Origin of the sequence: Massilia timonae CCUG 45783 (genome assembly GCF_000315425.1) — a bacterium.
Taxonomy (GTDB): Bacteria; Pseudomonadota; Gammaproteobacteria; order Burkholderiales; family Burkholderiaceae_D; genus Telluria; species Telluria timonae.
In genome coordinates, this window is the sequence record NZ_JH992924.1 from 488,920 (window position 1) to 506,213 (window position 17,294).

Annotated in this window: 16 protein-coding genes; 7 read left to right on the forward strand and 9 right to left on the reverse strand. The window is 66.1% G+C overall.

Annotation, left to right across the window (positions count from 1 at the left end):
- Positions 1 to 102: 102 nt before the first annotated feature.
- The 3 genes from fdxA to HMPREF9710_RS17370 all read right to left on the reverse strand — a co-directional run bounded on the left by fdxA (position 103) and on the right by HMPREF9710_RS17370 (position 2,487).
- Complete coding sequence (gene fdxA, locus HMPREF9710_RS17360) at positions 103 to 426, reverse strand: ferredoxin FdxA (protein WP_005668458.1); 324 nt, start codon at positions 424 to 426, stop codon at positions 103 to 105.
- Between the two features lie 250 nt (positions 427 to 676).
- Positions 677 to 952 carry a protealysin inhibitor emfourin gene (locus HMPREF9710_RS17365; RefSeq protein ID WP_005668460.1) on the reverse strand — a complete coding sequence of 92 codons (276 nt, stop codon included), beginning with the start codon at positions 950 to 952 and terminating at the stop codon, positions 677 to 679.
- A complete protein-coding gene (locus tag HMPREF9710_RS17370; protein WP_005668463.1) occupies positions 949 to 2,487 on the reverse strand; it encodes a gluzincin family metallopeptidase in 1,539 nt (512 codons plus the stop codon). Before HMPREF9710_RS17370 ends, HMPREF9710_RS17365 begins: the two co-directional genes overlap by 4 nt.
- A 181-nt stretch (positions 2,488 to 2,668) precedes the next feature.
- Here HMPREF9710_RS17370 and HMPREF9710_RS17375 point away from each other — a divergent pair, with 181 nt between their 5' ends.
- A complete protein-coding gene (locus tag HMPREF9710_RS17375; RefSeq protein WP_005668465.1) occupies positions 2,669 to 2,953 on the forward strand; it encodes a polyhydroxyalkanoic acid system family protein in 285 nt (94 codons plus the stop codon).
- A 42-nt stretch (positions 2,954 to 2,995) separates the two neighbouring features.
- Here the strand turns inward: HMPREF9710_RS17375 and HMPREF9710_RS17380 are convergent, their stop codons facing one another.
- Both HMPREF9710_RS17380 and HMPREF9710_RS17385 read right to left on the reverse strand, forming a co-directional pair.
- On the reverse strand, positions 2,996 to 3,250 hold the full coding sequence (locus HMPREF9710_RS17380; RefSeq protein ID WP_005668466.1) for an acyl-CoA-binding protein: 255 nt from the start codon (positions 3,248 to 3,250) through the stop codon (positions 2,996 to 2,998).
- Positions 3,251 to 3,427: 177 nt separating this feature from the next.
- Positions 3,428 to 3,784, reverse strand: coding sequence for an FKBP-type peptidyl-prolyl cis-trans isomerase (locus tag HMPREF9710_RS17385; RefSeq protein ID WP_005668468.1), 357 nt, complete (start codon positions 3,782 to 3,784; stop codon positions 3,428 to 3,430).
- A gap of 132 nt (positions 3,785 to 3,916) precedes the next feature.
- Here HMPREF9710_RS17385 and HMPREF9710_RS17390 point away from each other — a divergent pair, with 132 nt between their 5' ends.
- From HMPREF9710_RS17390 to HMPREF9710_RS17405, 4 genes are all read left to right on the forward strand, one after another.
- Positions 3,917 to 4,732 carry an EI24 domain-containing protein gene (locus HMPREF9710_RS17390; RefSeq protein WP_005668470.1) on the forward strand — a complete coding sequence of 272 codons (816 nt, stop codon included), beginning with the start codon at positions 3,917 to 3,919 and terminating at the stop codon, positions 4,730 to 4,732.
- Positions 4,733 to 5,096: 364 nt separating this feature from the next.
- Positions 5,097 to 8,429 carry a transglycosylase domain-containing protein gene (locus tag HMPREF9710_RS17395; protein WP_005668471.1) on the forward strand — a complete coding sequence of 1,111 codons (3,333 nt, stop codon included), beginning with the start codon at positions 5,097 to 5,099 and terminating at the stop codon, positions 8,427 to 8,429.
- Positions 8,426 to 9,880, forward strand: a complete 1,455-nt coding sequence (locus tag HMPREF9710_RS17400; protein WP_005668473.1) for a TAXI family TRAP transporter solute-binding subunit — start codon at positions 8,426 to 8,428, stop codon at positions 9,878 to 9,880. The genes HMPREF9710_RS17395 and HMPREF9710_RS17400 overlap by 4 nt, the downstream gene beginning before the upstream one ends.
- A gap of 25 nt (positions 9,881 to 9,905) precedes the next feature.
- Complete coding sequence (locus HMPREF9710_RS17405) at positions 9,906 to 10,175, forward strand: hypothetical protein (protein WP_005668476.1); 270 nt, start codon at positions 9,906 to 9,908, stop codon at positions 10,173 to 10,175.
- Here HMPREF9710_RS17405 and HMPREF9710_RS17410 read toward each other — a convergent pair.
- The gene (locus HMPREF9710_RS17410) at positions 10,172 to 11,506 is read right to left on the reverse strand and encodes an RNA-guided endonuclease InsQ/TnpB family protein (RefSeq protein WP_005668478.1); all 1,335 of its coding nucleotides are present in this window, start codon (positions 11,504 to 11,506) and stop codon (positions 10,172 to 10,174) included. The genes HMPREF9710_RS17405 and HMPREF9710_RS17410 overlap by 4 nt on opposite strands.
- Positions 11,478 to 12,119 (reverse strand): IS607 family transposase, encoded by a 642-nt coding sequence (locus tag HMPREF9710_RS27255; RefSeq protein ID WP_005668480.1) that lies wholly within the window; start codon positions 12,117 to 12,119, stop codon positions 11,478 to 11,480. The genes HMPREF9710_RS17410 and HMPREF9710_RS27255 overlap by 29 nt, the downstream gene beginning before the upstream one ends.
- A 307-nt stretch (positions 12,120 to 12,426) precedes the next feature.
- On the opposite strand from HMPREF9710_RS27255, the gene HMPREF9710_RS17420 reads away from it, so the two are divergent.
- The gene (locus HMPREF9710_RS17420; RefSeq protein WP_005668482.1) at positions 12,427 to 14,376 is read left to right on the forward strand and encodes a CocE/NonD family hydrolase; all 1,950 of its coding nucleotides are present in this window, start codon (positions 12,427 to 12,429) and stop codon (positions 14,374 to 14,376) included.
- On the opposite strand, the gene HMPREF9710_RS17425 is transcribed toward HMPREF9710_RS17420, so the two are convergent.
- Entirely contained in the window at positions 14,369 to 15,109 is a 741-nt protein-coding gene (locus HMPREF9710_RS17425) for a hypothetical protein (RefSeq protein ID WP_005668484.1), read from the reverse strand. The genes HMPREF9710_RS17420 and HMPREF9710_RS17425 overlap by 8 nt on opposite strands.
- A complete protein-coding gene (locus HMPREF9710_RS17430) occupies positions 15,106 to 15,561 on the reverse strand; it encodes a rhodanese-like domain-containing protein (RefSeq protein WP_040776999.1) in 456 nt (151 codons plus the stop codon). The genes HMPREF9710_RS17425 and HMPREF9710_RS17430 overlap by 4 nt, the downstream gene beginning before the upstream one ends.
- 317 nt (positions 15,562 to 15,878) lie before the next feature.
- Here HMPREF9710_RS17430 and glnA point away from each other — a divergent pair, with 317 nt between their 5' ends.
- The gene (gene glnA, locus HMPREF9710_RS17435) at positions 15,879 to 17,294 is read left to right on the forward strand and encodes a type I glutamate--ammonia ligase (RefSeq protein ID WP_005668489.1); all 1,416 of its coding nucleotides are present in this window, start codon (positions 15,879 to 15,881) and stop codon (positions 17,292 to 17,294) included.

The following is a 17,294-nucleotide window of genomic DNA, read 5'->3' on the forward strand; positions in this document are numbered from 1 at the left end:
GCGCTTACTTCCTGTGATTTTTGATTGGTGAGGCGATGGCAGCCAGCACTGCCATGCAGAACGACCCCGGGCCGGCGCCGAACGGGCGGCGCAGCGGCGGTATTAGCGGGCCAGTTGGTCGAGTTTGTCCTTGACGTCTTTCCACTCTTCCGCGTCTGGCAGGGCCGGCTTCGTCTTGGTGATCGAAGGCCAGAAGCGCGCGAGATCGGCGTTCAGCTTGATGAACTGCTGCTGGTCGCCAGGCACGTCTTCTTCGGCATAGATCGCGTTCACCGGGCACTCGGCGACACAGACGGCGCAGTCGATGCACTCGTCAGGATCGATGGCGAGGAAATTCGGGCCTTCCCGGAAACAATCTACCGGGCATACATCGACGCAGTCGGTGTAACGACAACGGATGCACGATTCGGTGACAACGTGGGTCATAACAGTCCTATCAATTGGTGGGATGTCGCGTCGCCGAGCGCAAGAAAGAGAATAGGCTGGCCGGACAGAGCAAAGCACTGTATTTTAGGGCAATTCGGCTTTTCTCACAAATTCGCCTATATACACAATCTACATAAGCAAATGAACGAGAAATCCGCACGGGCGTGCGGATTTTGGCTTGTCAAGCCACCGTGCAGTGGATATTGACCGCGATTAAGGTCGCTGCGGAGGGAAGCCGTCAAGGCCCCGCTCAGCCGGCCTGTCGCAGGTAGTCGAGCAGGTGTTGCCACTGGCCGCCGCTGCCGTCTTCGCGCAGGAACACGGTGTGGCACAGCGGGCCGTCCTCGACCGTGATTTCCCAGCGCGGCAGGTCGGCGCCAACCGGGCAGGCGGGGGCGACGCCGAAGAAGTCGAGACGCCGCAGCAGCGTCTCGAGGGCCGGCCCGTCGGCCAGGCGGGCGGTATCCAGCTCGTAGGATTCGGCCAATCCGGCGAAGCCGCCGCAGGCGCGGGCGCTGATCTTCATGCCAGCATCGACGGTTCGGCCGACGATCCGGCCGGCGTTCCGGCGGCCGGCGCTCCGGCGGCCGGCGCCGCGGCGGCGGGCAGGCCGGGCAGCGCCGGCCCGTGGCGGCCGTGTTCGGCACACCAGCGCGCCAGCAGGCGTGCCTCGCCGGCCAGCACGCGCTCGGCGCAATCGTATTCGGCCAGCTGCATGGTGCCGCAGCAAGCGCGCCGGTCTTGCCGCGCGCCGGGGGCGTCGCAGACCCGCGCCGCCAGCGGCAGGCCGGGGACGAACGAGGCCGTGCCATCCGCACCGCCGCCATGGCCGGCCTCCACGACTTCGCGCCGGCTGAACTGGAGGCGGATGGCGTCGGCGTAGGCCGCCGGCTTGCCGTCGCTTGTCACGGCCTGGAGCATGGCGTTGACCACGTCGGCATAGGTGGCGGCTGCGTCGGGCGCGGCGATCAGGGCGCGCATCAGCACGCCGCTCAGGTAGCCGGCCACCCGGTGCAGGACGGCGGCGCAGTCTTCGCGCTCGGGATCGCGTTCATGCGCGAACAGGTCGGCCAGCACGTCGTAGACAGCGCCGGTGAACACCTGCGAGATGGCGTGCACCTGGGTGCCGGCCTCGCTCAGCTTGAGGTCGTTGTCGGCGTTGCGCAGGCCGGTGCTGTTGCCGAGCGCCAGCCCGAACTGCTCGGCGATGTCGGTCAGGAAGGATTTGTCGTGCAGGTCGGCCTTGGTCTGGGCGATCACGGCTTCGCACTGGTCGAGCTGGGACAGCGCCAGGAAGATCGCGGTGAGATCGCCGAAGGCTTCGTGCAGGCCGCCGGTCTGGGGCGGGGCGTCGGCCTGCAGCCAGAGCGGCTTGATGCCGTCGAGCACCGCGTGGGCGGTCTCGTGCGACACGATGTCGAACGAGCGGCAGGTGAAGACCCGCTCGGTCGCGCCGTTGGGAACGAAGTCGCCGAACTTGAGGGCGGCCTGGCTGCGGCTGTAGAAGGCGTTCATGACGTTCGGCAGGCCATGCGGGAAGACCAGCAGCGGCCGCGTATCGGTGCTGCTGTTCCATTGCCAGGGCAGCGGCATGGCGCCGCCGGCGGCGGCCAGGGCGCGCTGGTACATGGTGAGCGTCTGGCGCACCACGACGAAGGTATGGACGGCGTCGAACTGCGGCGTGTCGGGCTGGGTGACGAAGTCGCCGAAGGCGTTCGGTTCGACCGCGGCGATGCCCGGCTCGCCGGGGGCGATGCGGGCGTCGCGCGGACCGGCCAGCACCACGCCGGGCAGGAAGGCCTTGCGGGTGCCGATTTCGCTGACCGAAGGATCTTGCTTCCACATGAGGACGCGGGCGCCGATGGCGTGCGGCGGCGGCTCGGTGGCCGGGGGCGCGCCCGGATCGGGGACGTCGGGTTCTTCGAGCAGGCGCGCGGCGCGGTGCTGCTGGCGGTAGGGCGCGCTCGGGGTGGGCACGAAGCGCACCGGGGGCTGCGCGGCCTGCGGCGCATCGGGGTCGCCGGGCAACAGGCGGTTGGGCTGGACGACGGGGGTTTCCATATCGACTCCTCGCGTAATGACGGGCTTGCGCCTTCATCCTCGCGCTCCCTGCTGGGCACGCTTTGATACTCATCAATTGAGGGTGCGCGAGCGCCGTCTGTTGTAGCGAGCTCTGGCATAGCCCGGCCGCAACTGGCATCATGGCGGATTGTTTGCAATCGATTCAGGAAGGATCAGTCAGATGGCGGAAATCAGCATCGTCCAGCAGCACAGCCTGAGCCCGGACGCGGCGCGTTCGGCAGCCGAGCAGGTGGCGCAGCGTATCGCGGCCGAATACGGGCTGGAATGCAGGTGGGACGGCGATGTGCTGCGCTTCGAGCGCAGCGGCGTGGAGGGCATGTTGACCCTCGAAGACCAGCGCGCCGCGATGCGCATCCGCCTGGGCTTCTTCATGGGCGCGTTCGCGCCGGCCATCGAGGCCAAGGTGGCGGAAAAGATGCGCAAGACCTTCGCCGCCGCGGCATGACCGGGATGGCGGGCCGGGCATGGACGCCGGCCCGGTGGGCGATCAGCCCTTCAGCTCTTCGATCAGGTCGACGTACTGCTGCTGGGCTTCCTCTTGCGAGGTGCCCTTGAGGCCGGCCCAGGCGTCGTACTTGGCGCGCGCCACGAAATCGGTCATGCCCGGACGCTCGCCGGTCACGTCGCCGCTCGAGCCCTGCTTGAACAGCGCGTAAATCTTCAGCAAGGTCATGTTGTCGGGACGCTCCGACAGGTTCTTCGAATCGGCCTGGGCCTGGTTGAACTGTTCCTGCAAGCTCATGGAAACTCCTGTGATGGTTGAGTGCGGTATTGTCGCTTGGACAATTCGGCAGGCATCTTAGCGCAGGAGGAGGGCGGGCACGGGAATTCGGGCCGCATTTTAGAAGGGAAGTTCAAAAGCTGCCGTCAAGACGGCGGCACCATGCGCCGCCGCAGGACGGCGCACGGTAAAACGCGCTTAGACGGCCAGCAGGTCGACGTCGAAGATCAGGGTCGCGTTCGGCGGGATCACGCCGCCGGCGCCGCGTGCGCCGTAGCCCAGGCTGGCCGGGATGGTCAGGCGGCGCGAACCGCCGACCTTCATGCCCTGCACGCCTTCGTCCCAGCCGCGGATCACGTGGCCGGCGCCGAGCGCGAACTCGAACGGGTCGTTGCGGTCCTTGCTCGAGTCGAACTTGGCGCCCAGGCTGCCGTCGTCGTTGCGCAGCCAGCCGGTGTAGTGCACGGTGACGTGCTGGCCGGCCTTGGCCTCGGCGCCTTCGCCGGTGACGAGGTCTTCGTATTGGAGGCCGGAATCGGTGGTGATGGTGGACATGGTCTTCCTTGTTGTTCAGATTGAACGGCGATTGTAGTCCATGGGTCTCGAAAGTGCCATCCCGTAGAATGGCGGCATTGATCCTCGTCCCGACCTGCCATCAGGAGAAACCATGCTGCAAAGGAAAGCCCCATGAACGCCGTACTGACCGCTTGCCGGCGCGCCCTGGGCGCGCAGTTCAGCGGCCGCATGCTGCTGCTGTCGCTTGCGCCCCTGTTGCTGGCGCTCGTCCTGTGGGGTGTGGCGATGTGGCTGGGCCTGCAGCCGCTGCTCGACTGGCTGCACGGCATGTTCGCCGACTACGGCGGCTTCGAGACCAGCGGCAGCATGCTGGAAATGGTCGGCCTGGGCATGCTCAAGGTGATGGTGGTGCCGCTGATGGCGATCGTGCTGCTGCTGCCGCTCATGATCGGCTCGGCCCTGCTGTTCGTGGGCGTGGTGGCGATGCCGGCCATCGAAACCTATGTGGGCAGGCGCCAGTTTCCCCAACTCGCTAAAAAAGAGGGCGGCTCCTTCTTCGGCAGCGTGGCGATCAACCTGGGCAGCACCGCCGTGTTCGCCCTGCTGTGGCTGTTCACCCTGCCGCTGTACGCGGTGCCGCCGCTGGCCTGGCTGGTGCAGGCCAGCCTGTGGGCCTGGGTGACCTCGCGCGTGATGAGCTACGACGCGCTGGCCGCCCACGCCAGCCAGGCCGAACGCCTGGCCCTGATGCGCCGCCGCCGCTCGGCCCTGCTCGCCATCGGCTTCGTCACCGGGCTGGCCGGCGCGCTGCCGGGCATCGTCTGGATGGGAGGCGCGGTGCTGTCGATCGTGCTGTTCCCGATCCTGGCCCTGGTGTCGCTGTGGCTGTACGTCATGATTTTCCTGTTCGCCGGGCTATGGTTCCAGTACTACTGCCTGCAAGGGTTGGAAGAGCTGCGCGCGGAAGAGGCGACGCAGCCGGCGTGATCCGTCTTTCGATATGGATCAAACCTGGCTGTGCACCAAAGGCATTTCCAGCGCGTTAAATATTGGTAGCTAAAACGGCCCGGGGTGCTTGCCTGAATTGCACGCGGTAATAGCACTCAGCCAAGACCTCGTTGTTTTTTTGCGAAAATATTCCAGGCGCAGCAAATTTGTTAAACGGCGTCTCGCGTGGGACGTATTGATGTGGTGGAATATTGCCTACGGACGGTGCGATCTGGAGTGGGATTGCACCATCAGCGTGCGAACTAACAAAGACCACGACCACTCGAACGGACCAGCAGCACCACGGATGGCGAGCAGGTTGGCGGGGATTGCTAGCGTTTTGATTCAGACCGGTTAAGCCATCATGGAAAGTATTCGCCGTCTCGGACGGCCAAGCAATGTGTCCGGCAAACGTGCCGCCAACGAGCGCAGTGAGCCGACCTTCGAGCCGAGCTTCGGCGACGCGGTCGCGACCTCCGCGGCGCCAGCGAGCGCCAGCGCCGCGGGCGCCGCCGTGGAGAGCGCTCCTGCGCTCGCGGCCGGCGGCAACGACGTCCCCCTGTACGAAGCCTTCCCGCACCTGGCGGGCAATGGCGGCATTCCCGCCGGCCCGGCGGGCGAGCCCGGCGACGACGAGCCGGCCCCGCGCAAGCGCCGCTGGAAACTGTGGCTGCTGCTCGGCCTGCTGTTGCTGGTTGCCGTGTTGGCGGCCTGGGCGGTGCTGGAGACGCGCAGCTCGCGCCTGCAGGCGAAGATCTTCGCCGACATGGCCAGCGAACTCACGTTCCGCATGGAAAACGGTCCCAGCGATGCGATCCGCTTCCCGGCCGCCAGTCCGTACGACACCCGGCTGGGCTACGCCGGCCTGCCGCGCTACCTCGAGCGGCTGCAGACGCGCGACTACGCAATCGCAGCCCAGGCGCGCATCTCGCCGCAGATGGTCAAGATGGCCGACCTGGGCCTGTACGCGACTTACCACGAGAAAACCAAGGTCGGCCTCGAGATCCTCGATTGCCGCTCGCAGCCGATCTATACCTCGCGCTTCCCCGAGCGCTTCTACCACGAATTCAGCGCCGCGCCGCCGCTGCTGGTGCAAAGCCTGCTGTTCATCGAAAACCGCGAACTGCTCGACGCCAGCCATCCGCGCCGCAACCCGGCGGTCGAATGGGACCGCTTCTCGAAGGCCGTGTTCGACAAGACCCTGTCCAGCGTCGGCCTGGGCGGCGGCGGCCGCGTGGCCGGCGGCAGCACGCTGGCGACCCAGATCGAGAAATACCGCCATTCGCCCGAAGGCCGCACCAGCTCGACCACCGACAAGATCATCCAGATGGCCTCGGCCACCCTGCGCGCCTACCAGGACGGCGAAGACACCACCGGTTCGCGCCGCCAGATCGTGCTCGACTACCTGAACACGGTGCCGCTGTCGGCCAAGTCCGGCTATGGCGAAGTGAACGGCATCGGCGACGGCCTGTGGGTCTGGTATGGCCGCGACTTCGACAAGGTGAACGCCATGCTCAAGGGCCCGATGACGAGCCCGGACGCCGTGCTGGCCTACAAGGAAGCGCTGTCCCTGATGATCGCCCAGCGCCGTCCGGCCTATTACCTGGGCGCCGGCGAGCCCGACCTCGAAGTGCTGACCGACAGCCACCTGCGCGTGCTGGCCCAGGCCGGCGTGATCTCGCCGCAGCTGCGCGACGCCGCCCTGAGCGTCAAGCTGCAGCCGGCGCTGCACAGCGGCGTGGCGCCGCCGCCGGCCGACGCCTTCGTGTCGCGCAAGGCGGCCAACGCGGTGCGCAACCACCTCGGCTACCTGATCGGCGACACGCGCCTGTACAACGTCGACCGCCTCGACCTGTCGGTGGTCTCGACCCTGGACGGCAATGCCCAGCAGGCGGTGACGGCGGCCCTGCGCCAGCTGTCCGACGCCGAGCACGCCAAAGCGGCCGGCCTGACCGGCAAGGGCCTGCTCGGCAACGGCGACCCGGCCCAGGTGGTGTACAGCTTCACCCTGATGGAGCGGGGCGAGCACGTCAACTACCTGCGGGTCCAGACCGACAACTACGACCAGCCGCTCGACATCAACGAGGGCGCCAAGCTCGACCTCGGTTCGACCGCCAAGCTGCGCACGCTGGTGACCTATCTCGACATCGTCGACCAGTTGCACAAGCGCTTCGAGCCGCTCGACAAGATCGGCTTGCATGGCGTCGAGATCGATCCGAAGGACCGCCTGTCGCAATGGGCGCTGGAATACTTCCAGACCCTGCCGGAAGGCGCTGACCGCGGCCTGAAGCCCATGCTCGACGCGGCCATGGCGCGCCGCTATTCGGCCAGCCCCTACGAGCGCTTCATGACCGGCGGCGGCCTGCACACCTTCGGCAACTTCAGCAAGCTCGACGACAGCAAGATCATGGACGTGCACCAGGCCCTGCGCCAGTCCACGAACCTGGTGTTCGTGCGCATGATGCGCGACGTGGTGCGCTTCTACATGTTCCAGCTGCCGGGCTCGTCGGCCCAGCTGCTGGCCGACGCCAACGATCCGCGCCGCGCCGCCTACCTGGCGCGCTTTGCTGACAACGAAGGCAAGGACTTCCTGGCCAAGTTCTGGAATAAATACAAGGGCAAGACCCCGGCGGAGATCGAAGCGCTGCTGTTCTCCGGCGTGCGTCCGCTGGCCTCGAAGCTGGCCGCGGCCCACCGCACGGTGGCGCCGAACGCCACGCTGGACCAGTTCGGCGCCTTCATCAATGCGACCCTGCCGTCCGCCAACGAGGTCGATCCGGAACGCATCCCGAAGATGTACGAGATGTACGATCCGCGCAATATGTCGCTGGCCGACCGCGGCTACGTGGCCTCGGTGCACCCGCTCGAACTGTGGCTGGTGAGCTATCTGCGCACCCATCCCAAGGCCACCTGGTCCGAGGTCACGGCGGCCAGCGTCAAGGAGCGCCAGGAAGTCTACCAGTGGCTGTTCAAGACCAGCCGCAAGAACGCCCAGGACAAGCGCATCGCCGGCCTGCTCGAGGTCGAGGCCTTCCTCAAGATCCACGCCCAGTGGAAGAAGATGGGCTATCCCTTCGATTCGCTGGTGCCGTCGTACGCGACCACGCTGGGCGCCTCGGCCGACCGTCCGGCCTCGCTGGCCGAGCTGATGGGCATCATCGTCAACGGCGGCGTGCGCAAACCCACCGAGCGCATCGATTCGCTGCACTTCGCCAAGGACACGCCGTACGAGACCCTGGTCAAGCGCAACAAGGGGGGCGGCAAGGAACAGGTGCTGGCGCCGGAAGTCGCGCGCACCGTGGCCGACGCCATCCAGGGCGTGGTCTCGGACGGCACCGCCAAGCGCGTCAAGACCGCCTTCGTGCAGGCCGACGGCAGCATCATCGCGCTGGGTGGCAAGACCGGCACCGGCGACCAGCGCTTCGACGTGTATGCGCGCGGCGGCCGCCTGATCGAATCGCGCTACGTGAACCGTTCGGCGACCTTCGTCTTCAACATCGGCGAACGTTTCTACGGCAGCATGACGGCCTATGTGCACGGCCCGCAGTCGGAACACTACGACTTCACCAGCGCGCTGCCGGTGCAGCTGCTGGTGACGCTGGCGCCGAGCCTGATGCCGATGATCGAGCCTTCGGCCGCGCCCGCGGCTCCTGGCGCGACCCCTGCGGCGGCGGCCCAGCGCCAGTGCGTGCGTTGAAGCCAGGCCAGGGCGCAACCGGCGGCGCGCAGGTGAAAGGCCTGCGCGCGCGCCTGCAGAATTTCAGCATCGTCTCGCTGCGCGATCTGGTCGTGGCGTCCGGCCCGACCATCCTGCTGGTCGGCGCGGCGCTGCTGCTGGCCTACTGGTGGGTCGACCCGGCGCCGCCGCGCAGCCTGCGCCTGGCCACCGGCCAGGAAAACTCCGCCTACGAAACCTTCGGCAAGCAGTATGCCGCGGTGCTCGCGCGCGACGAGATCAAGGTGACGCTGGCGCCGACGCTCGGCTCGCGCGACAACCTGCAGCGCCTGCTGGCGGGCGAGGCCGACGTCGCCTTCGTGCAGAGCGGCTCGACCGACGGCGACACGATGAACGCCGATGCCGAGGGCAGCGCCGAGCGCCGCGACCTGGTGTCGCTGGGCAGCCTGTTCACCGAGCCGGTGTGGCTGTTCCTGCGCGCGGAAGCCAATATCACGAAGCTGACCGACCTGCGCGGCAAGCGCATCAACCTGGGGCCGGAGGGCACCGGCGTGCCGCGCCTGCTGCGCCAGGTGCTCGACGCCAACGGCATCGCGCCGCAAGACCTGCGCATCGGCGACCTGGCCGATACGCCAGCCACGGTGGAGCTGCTGGCCGGCCGCATCGACGGCCTGGTGTTTTCCTCGGCGCCGGAAGCGCCGCTGATCCAGATGCTGCTGCAGACGCCCGGCATCAAGCTGTTCGACTTCGCCCAGGCCGAGGCGTATACGCGGCGCCTGCCGTTCCTGACCCATGTGGTGCTGCCGCGCGGGATCGTCGACCTGGGCCGCAACATCCCGGCCCAGGATTACCACCTGATCGCGCCGACCGCGACCCTGGTGGCGCGCGAGGAAATCCATCCGGCCCTGGTGGGCCTGCTGGTCAAGGCCGCCACCGAGATCCACGGCGGGGCCGGCTGGTTCCAGCAGCAGGGCCAGTTCCCGTCGCCGAAGTACACCGAGATCCCGGTGGCGGCGGAAGCCGCGCGCTACTACCGCGACGGTCCGCCCTTCATGCAGCGCTACCTGAGCTTCTGGCTGGCCAACCTGGCCGAACGCCTGTGGGTGGTGGTGGTGGCGCTGACCGCCTTGTTGATCCCGCTGTCGAAGATCGTGCCGCCGATCTACGTGTGGCGCGTGCGCTCGCGCGTCTATCGCTGGTACGGCGAACTGCGCGCGATCGAGCAGGCGTTCGAGGACAGCGGCGCGGCGCCGGACGACAAGGTGCGCAACGATTTGCAACGGCGCCTGGACAGCCTCGAAGACCGCGTCAACCACATCTCGGTGCCGCTGGCCTATGCGGACGAGCTGTACCGGCTGCGCAGCCATATCCACCTGGTGCGCGAGCGCGTGCGCGGCTGGCAGCAGGAGGGCACGGCCAGCGACGCGAGCCACGATGCGACGCCGGGCCATCCGGTGCGCGGCAGCGCCTGATTTTTCCTTTTTCGATTGCGATCCCATGTGCGACTCCGCCCAACCCGCGATCGACCGCCTGGACCGCCTGCGCAAGCCGCTGGTGGCGCGCCAGGCCGAGATCGACAATACGGGCACCAGCACCACCAACATGGCGCGCGCGCTGGCCTCGCACGCGGAGCGCACGATCGACCTGGGCGACGCGATCCTGGACGAGATGACGGCGCGCGCCGGGGCCGGCGCGACGGTGGCCGCCGAGGATGCCGGGCTGCATGCGCGGCTGGCCCATATCGCCTGCTATCGAAAAGGTGCCTAAACGTGCGCACCGTTCTCTTCCTGCCCCGAGCCGTCCTGTTGACCGTGCTCGTACCTGACAGGCGTGACTTTCCCGCCTGCCGCTGGAACCGCTCCAGCGGCAGTGCCATACGTTGCCGCATGACTCGCCTCGGGTAGCGCCGTTCTCGCCACGAGGGCGCCGGTGGCGAGCCGTTGCAGATTGACCGCGGCGTTCACATCACGGTCGTGACGCGCGCCGCAGGCGCAAATCCAATTGCGCTCACCGAGTTTCAACCCGGTGTAATGCGCGCCGCATGTCGAACACAGTTTGCTGGACGGATACCAGCGATCCGCCAGCACCAATAACGTGTCGTAACGTTGCGCCTTGTACTGGAGCTGACGCCGGATCTCGTAAAATCCAACGTCGGCGATCGCACGCGCCAGCCGATGGTTGGCCAGCATGCCGCTCACGTTCAGGTCCTCGATCGCTATCGCTTGGTTTTCGCGGCACAGTCGAGTCGTGAGCTTATGGATGAAATCGGTGCGTACGTGCGTGATGTGCGCATGCAGGCGCGCCAGCGCATGCGCATCCTTTTGTCGGTTGCGCGACACCGGCAAACGTACCCCTTTCGGGATCGCGCCCGTGATCCCGGCACCGGCCTTCGCTGCTTTCAGCTTGCGTGCATGGCGCCGCGAGCGGATGCGCAGGCGCCGCTGGCTTGCACGTAGCGGCCGTGGGGCCGCGATCTTCTCGCCGCTGGACAGAACGGCCGCGGCGCTCACGCCAAGATCGACCCCAACCACGCCATCGCCCTGACGCTGCAGACGGGCCAGTTGCTCCGGTAGCTTGACCTGCACGGCCAGATACCAGTGGTCGGCTTCGCGCGACACGCAGGCGCCCATGATCTTGCCGGGGAGCCGTAGAACCTCGGTCAGCAAAACCTCGCCGATCTTTGGCAGCACGGCGCACTTGCCCTCAAAACGAATCTTGTCGTTGGCAATATAAAACGCGTCCCGGCAGCGACCTTTCCGTTTAAACGTCGGTGGATAGGCTTTCTTGCCGGCTTGCCGTTGCTCGACGTAGCGACGCCAAGCTCGCTGAAGATGCGCGAAAGGCTGTGCATGCGCATCGCGGTGGATTGTTCGCAACCACGGTTTGCCTTCGGCATCGAGCCAGTCCGGGTGGGCATACTTGATCCCATTGAACTGCTTCTTCAGTTTCATGGCATCCGGCCGCTGGCCCAGCGCGGTTTGCCGCTGCCACTCGGCCAGCGCCCAGTTCCAGACCTTGCGCGCCGTCCCTGCCGCACGTACGAAATAGTCGCGCTGCTCGGATGTGGCTTCAAGCCGGATGCGATGTGACAGCAACATTGCGCACATCCTTGTTCAATGCAACATCCAACTGGCGGCGATAGTTGCGCAGCCCATCTAAACGACTTGAAAAGCAATGCACGATGGTCATCATGTCTTGCACCATTTCCTGCTCGGGGGACAGGCGCTCCTGATTCAGTACGAGAAGCTCGCAGCCATGCACGTGCGCTATGTGTTCGAACCATTCGTACCCGAAGCGCGCCAGGCGATCCCGATGCGCCAGCACCAGGGTGCGGACCTCGCCTCGCCCGATCGCGTCGGTCAGCTCCAGCAAGCGCGGGCGCTTGAAATTGAGCCCGCCGCCGATCTCTTTGATGAACTCGACATTTGCCAGTCCACGGGCTGTGCAAAATTCTTCCAGAACCCGGCGCTGATTGCGTAAATCAGGCTTTTGCGCAGCGCTAGACACCCTACAGTAAGCGATGATCCGGTATGGCACCGGGCGTGACTGCAAGCCGATCCGCTCAGCAATCTGCGTTTCGCTATAGAGGCGCAGGCCGGTTGGGCTGCGCGCTAATGGAGAGAACGTGCCACAGCGATCCCAGCGTTGCAACGTCTTGGGTGTCACGCCAAGCCGGCGCGCTGCCGCGCCGGTCTTCAGCATCATTTCCATGGTGTTCTCGCATGTACGCTTACGTAGATTCAGACACCATTATTGTGACTAGAGTTCCGCTCCGTCACGCCGCAGATCCAGGAGTGGAACTCCAGCTCCATCACCGGTGTCTGATGCGCCGTCGACGACGGGCCCGCCCTGGCATGGGGCCAAGCGGCCGACGCGCTGCTGTACCAGGCCAAGGCGCAAGGCCGCGACCGCGTGGTCGCGTGCGAGTTGCGGCAGCCGGCCAGGAACTTGTCGGCATAGCCACGCCCGGGGCAAACGGATTACACTGGCGGCCCCGTGTACCGTCCCGAAGGAAGCCATGATCCGCCGTTCGTTCTCCGCCCTCGTCCTGGGTTGCCTGCTGGCCTGGCCGGCCGCCTCGCCCGTTCTTGCGGCCGGCATGGACGCCGCGCCGTCCGCGAGGGAGCGACCGGCGCGCGAAGCCTATACCAAGTATGAGTACCGGATACCGATGCGCGACGGCGTGCGCCTGTTCACGGCCGTGTACGTGCCGAAGGACGCTTCGCGCTCCTATCCCTTCCTGATGCAGCGCACGCCCTACAGCGCCGGCGTGCGCGCCGAAGGAGCGTTGCGCTACGGCGTGGACTGGATGCCGGAAACGCTCGGCCCCTCGCGCGAGTTCGAAGAGGCCGGCTACATCTTCGTGGTCCAGGACGTGCGCGGCCGCCACATGTCCGAGGGCGTGTGGCAGGAGATGACGCCGCACGGCAAGACGCAGCGCGCGAAAGGCGAGGGCGTCGAAGCCGAGGACATGCACGACACCGTCGCCTGGCTGTTGAAGAACGTCCCGAACAACAACGGCAAGGTCGGCATCTGGGGCATCAGCTATCCCGGCTTCTACGCCGCCGCCAGCGTGATCGATTCGCATCCGGCGATCAAGGCCGCCTCGCCGCAGGCGCCGATCGCCGACCTGTACATGGGCGACGATTCCTATCATGGCGGCGCGTTCAAGCTGGCCGCCAACTTCGACTTCTATTCGTCGTTCGTCGCGGCGCCGAATCCATCGCCCAAGCCGGCGTCGGGCGGCGGCTTCGACTACGACGAGGCCGACGGCTACGATTTCTTCCTCAAGCACCTGACCCTGGGGGCGATCGCGGGCACGATGAGCGAGCGCCAGCGCGCGCTGTTCATGCCGAACATCGAGCACGACACCTATGACGAATTCTGGCAGTCGCGCGCCATCGGCCCGCACATGAAGAACGTGAAGGCGGCGATGCTGACCGTGGGCGGCTGGTTCGATGCGGAGGATTTCCAGGGTCCGTTCACGATCCACGACGCGGTCAGGCGCCACAGTCCGGCCGCGGCGAACAAGCTGGTGGTGGGCCCATGGGTGCATGGCGGCTGGATGCGCGGCATTGGTGCGCGCCTCGGGCACGTGCGCTTCGACGCCAATACGAGCGACTACTTCCGGCGCCATATCCAGTTCCCGTTCTTCGAGCAGCACCTGAAAGGCGTCAAGCCGGCCACGGAGCTGGCGCCGTTCACCATGTTCGAGACCGGCACCAATGTCTGGCGCAATTACGACGCCTGGCCGCCGAAGCCGGCCCGGGCGCGCACCCTGTATTTCAACGCCAACGGCAGCCTGACCTGGCAGCAGCCGGTCGCCGGCGGCGCCGGCTACGATGAATACGTGGCCGATCCGAAGCGCCCGGTGCCCTACATCGGCTATCCGGCGCAGGGCGTGCCGCGTGAATACATGGTGTCCGACCAGCGCTTCGCCGCGACCCGTCCCGACGTGCTGGTGTACCAGAGCGAGGTGCTGGAACAAGACGTCACGGTGGCCGGCTCCGTCGTCCCGAAGCTGTTCGTCTCGACCACCGGCACGGACGCCGACTGGGTGGTCAAGCTGATCGACGTCTACCCGAGCGACTATCCGACGCCCCCTTCGCCGCGCGCGGGCAACGACGTCGCACCGCCGGCCATGAAGCTGGGCGGCTACCAGCAGCTGGTGCGCGGCAATCCGCTGCGCGGCAAGTTCCGCAACAGCTATGAGAAGCCGCAGCCCTTCGTGCCCGGCGAGGTGACAGCGATCGACTACGAGCTGGGGCAGGTGAACCACACCTTCCGCCGCGGCCATCGCATCATGGTGCAGGTGCAGAGTTCGTGGTTTCCGCTGATCGACCTGAATCCGCAGAGCTTCATGCGCATTCCCGACGCCAGGCCGGAGGATTTCAGGAAAGCGAGCCAGCGTGTGTATCGCACGCCGGGCAGCGCCTCTGGCCTCCAGCTGATGGTGATGCCTAACTGAACCGTTCGTTGCGACGGCGCGGCACGCCGCGCTCGTACCACGCCGGCGCGCCGGGAACGAGCGATGCGCGCACTTCGCGGCGCAGGGTGGTGGCGGGAATCGCGTCGGCCGCCAGCTGGCGCAGGCGTCGCACGTCGGCCTGCCGGCCGCGCGCCGCCAGCACGTCCAGGATGGCGTTCACGTCCTGCACATAGTTGTGGACCTCGGCCGGGATGCTGGGCGCGGCGGTGAAACGCTTGCGGCGCTCGCGGAAGGCGTCCATCAGGTAGTCGGCATGCTGGCGGATGTTCTCTTCGGGATTCGGCATCAGGCGTTCGGCCAGCTCGGCGTCGCCGGCGGCGATCACCTGCGGCAGCACGACCCGGATGCAGGAAGCGGCCAGCGCCGGCGCCACCTTTTCCAATTGCAGGAACAAGTCGCGCGTGCGCACCGGCTGGTCGCGCGCATGGTCGATCGAGAGGACGTCGAGCAGCTGGTCGCGGGCGCCCTGGCCGTTCAGCAGGGCAGTGGTATTGCGCTCGCGCACCGCTTCGAGCGCTGCGGCCGCGGGCGGATGGGCCTCGGCCAGCACCGCCCAGTCGGCCAGCGCGTAGGAGCGCCGCACGCCATACAACGAGGGATCCTGTTCCAGGGCGTGCTCGTGGAACCAGGCCAGCTCTTGCAGCGCCGCGTCATACTGCCCCTGGTCGGCCAGCTCGCGCGCCCTGACCAGGCGTTCCATGGCGTCGCTCATGCGCCCACCCACGGCAATCCCGCCTTGCACCAGCCGCCGACCGTCTTGCGATGGCCTTCGCCATCCTTGTCGCCCTCGAAGCCTTCGAGGATGTCGAAGGAGTTGGCGTAACCGAGTTCGGTCGCGACGCGGGCGCTGTGGCGCGAGCGCACGCCCGAGCGGCACAGGAACAGCAGGGTGTCGTCCTTGCTCGCGACTTTTTCGAGCTGGGCGCCGAAATCCGGGTTCGGCACGCCGCCCGGGTAGGTGGCCCATTGCACTGCCGCGTGCTGGGCGTCGGGGATGGCGACCCGGCCCACCCAGTCGCGTTCGGCATTGGTGCGCACATCCACCAGCTTGACCTTCGGGCTGCTCTTGAGCAGCTCGAACGCCTCCTGGGGCGTCACCGCACCGGCATAGGGCTGCCCTGCGCCGCGCTGGCGCGCTGCTTCGAGAATGTTTTCTTTAGTCATAATGTCCGTTCCGTTTTTGGGCATTCGCTCGCGCTGCACCACCATGGATCAGTGTATCCTGCTCTGAAATGGTGCGTCTGGCTACGATCGCACTCCATTGGTGCATTCGGCCTGTACTGTAAATCTTTCGACAAGCTTGCCGATCGACGCGATTTTATGGGTAAACTGGCCCGTCCCCCAAGAACGATTTGTGCATGCCCTCATGCAAATGAGATGGCGCGTGGGGTGTCACCAAGTTGGCATGCTTCGTGCTTCAACATGATGCAAGTTGTCGGTTCTCATGACTCGACTTCCTTTTTTCAATTAGGAGATTCCGAATGGCAAAGTCCGCCGCAGATGTAATGCAACTGGTCAAGGACAACGAAGTCAAATTCGTTGATTTACGCTTCGCCGATACCCGCGGCAAGGAACAACACGTCACGGTCCCGGTGTCGCACTTCGACCTGGACAAATTCGAATCCGGCCACGCCTTCGATGGCTCGTCGATCGCCGGCTGGAAAGGTATTGAAGCCTCGGACATGCTCCTGCTGCCGGACCCGAACACCGCCAACCTCGACCCGTTCATGGAAGAGACCACGCTGTTCATGCAGTGCGACGTCATCGAACCGTCGGACGGCAAGGGCTACGACCGCGATCCGCGCTCGATCGCCAAGCGCGCCGAGGCCTACCTGAAATCGTCGGGCATCGGCGACACCGCCTACTTCGGCCCGGAACCTGAATTCTTCATCTTCGACTCGGTCCGCTGGAAGATCGACATGTCGGGCTGCTTCGTCAAGATCGACTCGGAAGAAGCCTCGTGGTCGACCGACAAGGAGTTCGAAGGCGGCAACAGCGGCCACCGTCCGACCGTCAAGGGCGGCTACTTCCCGGTCCCACCGGTCGATTCGTTCCAGGACATGCGTTCGGAAATGTCGCTGATCCTCGAATCGATGGGCATCCCGGTCGAAGTGCACCACCACGAAGTGGCCGGCGCCGGCCAGAATGAGCTGGGCACCAAGTTCTCGACCCTGGTCGAGCGCGCCGACTGGACCCAGAACCTGAAATACGTCATCTGGAACGTCGCCCACAGCTACGGCAAGACCGCGACCTTCATGCCGAAGCCGATCAACGGCGACAACGGCTCGGGCATGCACGTGCACCAGTCGATCTGGAAAGACGGCAAGAACCTGTTCGCAGGCGACGGCTATGCCGGCCTGTCGGAAACCGCGCTGTTCTACATCGGCGGCATCATCAAGCACGCACGCGCGCTGAACGCGATCACCAACCCGGGCACCAACTCGTACAAGCGCCTGGTGCCTGGCTACGAAGCCCCGGTCAAGCTGGCCTACTCGGCCCGCAACCGTTCGGCATCGATCCGCATCCCGCACGTGGCGAACCCGAAAGGCCGCCGCATCGAGACCCGCTTCCCGGATCCGCTGGCCAACGTCTACCTGTGCTTCGCCGCGCTGCTGATGGCGGGCCTGGACGGCATCCAGAACAAGATCCACCCGGGCGAAGCCGCGACCAAGGACCTGTACCACCTGCCGCCGGAAGAAGACAAGCTGATCCCGACCGTGTGCGCCTCGCTGGAAGAAGCGCTGGAAGCCCTGGACAAGGACCGCGAGTTCCTGACCCGCGGCGGCGTGTTCAGCGACAGCATGATCGATGCCTACATCGAGCTGAAGATGAACGAAGTGCAGCGTCTGCGCATGACCCCGCACCCGGCCGAATTCGACATGTACTACTCGTCGTAA

Excerpts from the sequence above, each read along its gene's own strand:
- fdxA (WP_005668458.1), bottom strand. The coding sequence starts at position 426 with ATGACCCACGTTGTCACCGAATCGTGCATCCGTTGTCGTTACACCGAC.
- HMPREF9710_RS17365 (WP_005668460.1), bottom strand. The coding sequence starts at position 952 with ATGAAGATCAGCGCCCGCGCCTGCGGCGGCTTCGCCGGATTGGCCGAA.
- HMPREF9710_RS17370 (WP_005668463.1), bottom strand. The coding sequence starts at position 2,487 with ATGGAAACCCCCGTCGTCCAGCCCAACCGCCTGTTGCCCGGCGACCCC.
- HMPREF9710_RS17375 (WP_005668465.1), top strand. The coding sequence starts at position 2,669 with ATGGCGGAAATCAGCATCGTCCAGCAGCACAGCCTGAGCCCGGACGCG.
- HMPREF9710_RS17380 (WP_005668466.1), bottom strand. The coding sequence starts at position 3,250 with ATGAGCTTGCAGGAACAGTTCAACCAGGCCCAGGCCGATTCGAAGAAC.
- HMPREF9710_RS17385 (WP_005668468.1), bottom strand. The coding sequence starts at position 3,784 with ATGTCCACCATCACCACCGATTCCGGCCTCCAATACGAAGACCTCGTC.
- HMPREF9710_RS17390 (WP_005668470.1), top strand. The coding sequence starts at position 3,917 with ATGAACGCCGTACTGACCGCTTGCCGGCGCGCCCTGGGCGCGCAGTTC.
- HMPREF9710_RS17395 (WP_005668471.1), top strand. The coding sequence starts at position 5,097 with ATGGAAAGTATTCGCCGTCTCGGACGGCCAAGCAATGTGTCCGGCAAA.
- HMPREF9710_RS17405 (WP_005668476.1), top strand. The coding sequence starts at position 9,906 with ATGTGCGACTCCGCCCAACCCGCGATCGACCGCCTGGACCGCCTGCGC.
- HMPREF9710_RS17410 (WP_005668478.1), bottom strand. The coding sequence starts at position 11,506 with ATGTTGCTGTCACATCGCATCCGGCTTGAAGCCACATCCGAGCAGCGC.
- HMPREF9710_RS27255 (WP_005668480.1), bottom strand. The coding sequence starts at position 12,119 with ATGGAAATGATGCTGAAGACCGGCGCGGCAGCGCGCCGGCTTGGCGTG.
- HMPREF9710_RS17420 (WP_005668482.1), top strand. The coding sequence starts at position 12,427 with ATGATCCGCCGTTCGTTCTCCGCCCTCGTCCTGGGTTGCCTGCTGGCC.
- HMPREF9710_RS17425 (WP_005668484.1), bottom strand. The coding sequence starts at position 15,109 with ATGAGCGACGCCATGGAACGCCTGGTCAGGGCGCGCGAGCTGGCCGAC.
- HMPREF9710_RS17430 (WP_040776999.1), bottom strand. The coding sequence starts at position 15,561 with ATGACTAAAGAAAACATTCTCGAAGCAGCGCGCCAGCGCGGCGCAGGG.
- glnA (WP_005668489.1), top strand. The coding sequence starts at position 15,879 with ATGGCAAAGTCCGCCGCAGATGTAATGCAACTGGTCAAGGACAACGAA.